Source organism: Streptomyces sp. SID486 (assembly GCF_009865385.1).
Classification (GTDB): Bacteria; Actinomycetota; Actinomycetes; order Streptomycetales; family Streptomycetaceae; genus Streptomyces.
In genome coordinates this window covers 1-3700 of the sequence record NZ_WWJT01000687.1, presented here as the reverse complement: position 1 = coordinate 3700, position 3700 = coordinate 1, and the positions used below count along the sequence as shown (strand labels likewise).

Here is a 3700-nt window from a genome sequence, read left to right as displayed (position 1 = left end):
GCGCGCGCGTGCCGGTCCGGGAACGCCGACACACCCGATGCCCGCCGGTGCGGCGGCAGCGCCCCGGCCGCACCCGCCCGTACCGCCCGCCCGTACCGCCCGGCCGTCCGCCCTCCCGTGCCCGCCGGCCGTACCTGCCCTGCCGTCCCGCCCGGCCGTTCTCGCCCGTCCGTCCGCCCGGGCTAGGTCCTCCCGGTGCGTGGCGTGGAGGCGTGCCGGTCCAGGAACGCCGACACTCCCGACGCCCGCCGGTGCGGCAGCAGTACCCTCGCCGTCCCCGCCAGCATGCCCTGGATGCGCGAGGACTGGACCTGGTCCAGCAGGGACAGCACCCGCAGCCCCGCCTCCGCCGCCTCGTCGGGACGGCCCTCGCGCGCGAGGTCGTCGGCCAGCTCGGCGGTGTAGAGGGCGATGTTCCGGGTGAAGTGCGGGTCCTGCAGCCGCGCCGCCCGCCGTGCGTGCCGCGAGGCCCGCCGCCAGTCGCCCAGCGTGGACCAGCACTGCGCCTCCAGCCCCTCCAGCTCCGCCTCGCCGTAGAAGCTCATCCACTCGGGGTCGGCGTCCGAGCGGCCCCGTGCGAAGAGGGTCTGCGCGCGGACCAGTGCCTGCTCGCAGCCGGTGCGGTCGGCGAGCCCCGCCCAGCCGCCCGCCTCGCGCATCGCCAGCAGCGACATCAGCCGGTCGGAGCCGAGCGGCAGGGCGGCGCGCTGCGCGGCCTGCGCGGCCCGGACCGCCTCCCGGGGGCGGCCCGCGTCCCGGGCGAGGAACGCGGTGTTGCAGAAGGCGTGCGCCTCCAGTCCCGCGTCACCGGTCACCCGGGCGGTGGCCAGTGCCTCCGCGTAGTGCGAGCGCGCGTCGTCGAAGCGGCCGGAGTCGTGGGCCAGCCAGCCGACGGAGATGGCGAGTTCACCGGCGCCCGAGTGCAGCCGGTCGGCGGTGGTCTGACGGGTCGCGCCGGCGTCGAGCAGCGCGTAGGCGGCGCGCAGCGGAGCCGCCGCGCGCCGGTACAGGCCGTCCGCGCCGTGCCGGTCGTCGAGCAGCCGGATGCGGCGGACCGCCTCCTCCAGCGCCGCCGCCTCGGGGGTCCCGGCGCGCCGCGGCGGGCGCTCCGCCGCCGCGGCACCGGTGGTGAGCCCCAGCGGGGCCAGCGTGGCGGCGGCCACCGTGGCGCCTCCGCCGGTCATGAATGCGCGACGCAGCACGTCGCTCTCCTCGTGGTTCAGGGGGTCTTTCGCATGGGGGTCCCCCCTGTTCGAGCGGAGCCGAGAACGCGGGGGAGGTTCGTGCGGGTCCTGCCTGTCGTACGGCTCCAGGGCTCTTCGTGACTCACCGGGTACCCCGCGGGAGGCGGACGTCTCCGGTGGGTCCGCGGCCGGGCGCGCCGCCCGGCCGCGGACGGACGAGCGGGGCGCGAAGCCGAGGTCGCTGAGCGTGCGGCCGGGAAACATGTGCAGGAACACCCGTTCGTACGCGTAGTTGGGGCAGCGGATCTCGCCCGCCTCCACCCTGCCGATGTAGCGCGCGTCACAGCTCACCCGCTCACCGATCTCACGCGCCGCCCGCCGCACCAGCGCCGCGAACTCGGCCGGCGAACGCCGGGCGCGCAGCTGCCGGAAGGCCAGGTTCGGCCGGGGTGGCCGTTCGGGCTGTGACGAGGTCACGGTTGACGACGCCATGGCCGGGTCCTCTCGTGCGAACCGTCGAACCATGCCGGGACCGGGACGATTTCGGGACGAGCCGCCCGTGTGACGCCCTGGTTCCAGCGGGCATGAACGTACCTGCTGTGAAGGACCCGCCACGCGGTGTTTGCCTACAAACCGGATATCTCATGCGCGATCTGCCATGAAGTGCCATCCTTTGCGGCGCACTTGTGCCGTAGCCGTTGACGGACTCGCGCGTTGGACTCCATGGACCGCAACAGGGCTGTGTGGTGGAGGCCGGCATGGAGACCAGCCAGAGCAACGAACCGTGTACGTCGCCGTCGTCGTCCGCGTCCGCCGCGGATGACCCGGCATGCGACCTCGTGACGGTACCGGCCCGGCAAGGGCTGGAGGCGGTCGACATCCTGCGGCGCGGAGCCGCCGACGCGGTGGGGCCCGTCCTGCACGACGACGGCTGCGACACCCTCGGCTTCCTGGTGCCCGCCGGCACCGCCGCCTGCTGGGACGTGCCCGGCAGCACCTGCACCGAGACCGACGGGCGCGGGCTGCGGCTCGACCCCGCCCCACCGGTGGAGGGCTCCGACTGGCTCCTGCCGCCCGGCGAGGCCGACCTGGCCACCGACCCGATGGAGCTGCGCCGGGCCCTGGGCGAGGCGGCCCGGCTGATCGAGGCCGCCGACAGCTGCCGGTGACGCGCGCCGCCGCCGCGGCTGCGAGAATGGACCGGTGGGCAGGTCCAGAAGCGCGTCCGGGAAGAGCGGGCGGAGGTCGGCCGCCGTCGCGGCCGTCGAGGAGCCGGTCGACGGCGGGCTCGCGCAGCTCGTGCCCGACCCGGACCGGGTCCGGGCCTGGACGCTGCTGATCGACGGAGCGCCCCAGTCGCACGTCGACCTGGACGACCCGGCGTACCTCTCCTTCGAGTACCAGCGCCGCCTCGGCCATGTCATCGACCTCGTCGCCCCGCCCGGCAAGCCCGTGCACGCCGTACATCTGGGCGGCGGGGCGTTCACCCTCGCCCGGTACGTCGCCGCGACCCGCCCCCGCTCCACCCAGCAGATCGTGGAACGGGACGCCGCGTTGGTCCAGCTGGTCCGCCGTGAGCTGCCCCTGGACCCGGGCGCGCGGATCCGCGTGCGCGCGGCGGACGCGCGCGCGGGCCTGGCCAAGGTGCCGGACGGCTGGGCGGACCTGGTCGTCGCCGACGTGTTCAGCGGCGCCCGCACCCCCGCCCACCTCACCTCCACCGAGTTCCTCGACGAGGTCCGCCGGGCCCTGAAACCCTCCGGTGTCTACGCGGCCAACCTCGCCGACGGCCCACCGCTCGCCCACCTGCGGGGCCAGATCGCCACCGCCGCCGCCCGGTTCGGGGAACTCGCGCTGGTCGCCGATCCGGCCGTGCTGCGCGGCAAGCGCTTCGGCAACGCGGTCCTGGTCGCCTCCGACCAGCCGCTGCCGCTGGCCGAACTCACCCGCCGGGCCGCCTCCGACCCCCACCCCGGCCGGGTCGAACACGGCCGCGCGCTCGCCGACTTCACCGGGGGCGCGCCAGCCGTCACGGACGCGGCCGCGGTGCCCTCACCGGCCCCGCCGCCCTCGGTGTTCCGCCAGGCCCGGGCTCAGTAGGTCCCGACCCGGCCCGCGGCGGCCCGTCGTGCCAGGTGCGGAACACCGCGCCCTCGGTGTTCCGCCAGGCCCGGGCTCAGTAGGTCCCGACCCGGCCCGCGGCGGCCCGTCGTGCCAGGTGCGGAACACCGCGCCCTCGGTGTTCCGCCAGGCCCGGGCTCAGTAGGTCCCGACCTCGACCCGCGGCGGCCCGTCGTGCCAGGTGCAGAACACCGACACCCGGTCCGCGCCCCGCCCGAACTCCACCCGGATCCAGCTCTCCGTCTTCCACACCTGCATCGACCAGCCGGTGCCCGGGGTCGCGGAGACGAGGGTGGCGTCGGCGGCCCCCAGGTCGAACACCGCCCTGCCGCCGTCGGTGTCGTAGGACTTCACCCGCCCGGAAGCGGCGGCCGGGGCGGAGGCGGCGGGGGAGG

At 76.1% G+C, this 3700-nt stretch carries 3 protein-coding genes and 1 pseudogene; 2 read left to right on the top strand and 2 right to left on the bottom strand.

The features are described 5' to 3' along the window. Positions 1–182 precede the first annotated feature (182 nt). The gene (locus GT045_RS31915) at positions 183–1676 is read right to left on the bottom strand and encodes a hypothetical protein (protein ID WP_202529207.1); all 1494 of its coding nucleotides are present in this window, start codon (positions 1674–1676) and stop codon (positions 183–185) included. A 266-nt stretch (positions 1677–1942) separates the two neighbouring features. Between GT045_RS31915 and GT045_RS31910 the strand changes: the two genes are divergently transcribed. Both GT045_RS31910 and GT045_RS31905 read left to right on the top strand, forming a co-directional pair. Beyond that, entirely contained in the window at positions 1943–2353 is a 411-nt protein-coding gene (locus tag GT045_RS31910; protein ID WP_161336309.1) for a hypothetical protein, read from the top strand. Between the two features lie 34 nt (positions 2354–2387). Further along, positions 2388–3284, top strand: a complete 897-nt coding sequence (locus GT045_RS31905; protein ID WP_161295424.1) for a fused MFS/spermidine synthase — start codon at positions 2388–2390, stop codon at positions 3282–3284. Between the two features lie 159 nt (positions 3285–3443). On the opposite strand, the pseudogene GT045_RS31900 reads toward GT045_RS31905, so the two are convergent. Continuing rightward, positions 3444–3700 (bottom strand): annotated as a pseudogene (locus GT045_RS31900) (hypothetical protein); the annotation flags it as partial.

Bases quoted from the DNA above. Each gene is read 5' to 3' on its own strand.
- GT045_RS31915 (WP_202529207.1), bottom strand. From the start codon at position 1,676: ATGGCGTCGTCAACCGTGACCTCGTCACAGCCCGAACGGCCACCCCGG.
- GT045_RS31910 (WP_161336309.1), top strand. From the start codon at position 1,943: ATGGAGACCAGCCAGAGCAACGAACCGTGTACGTCGCCGTCGTCGTCC.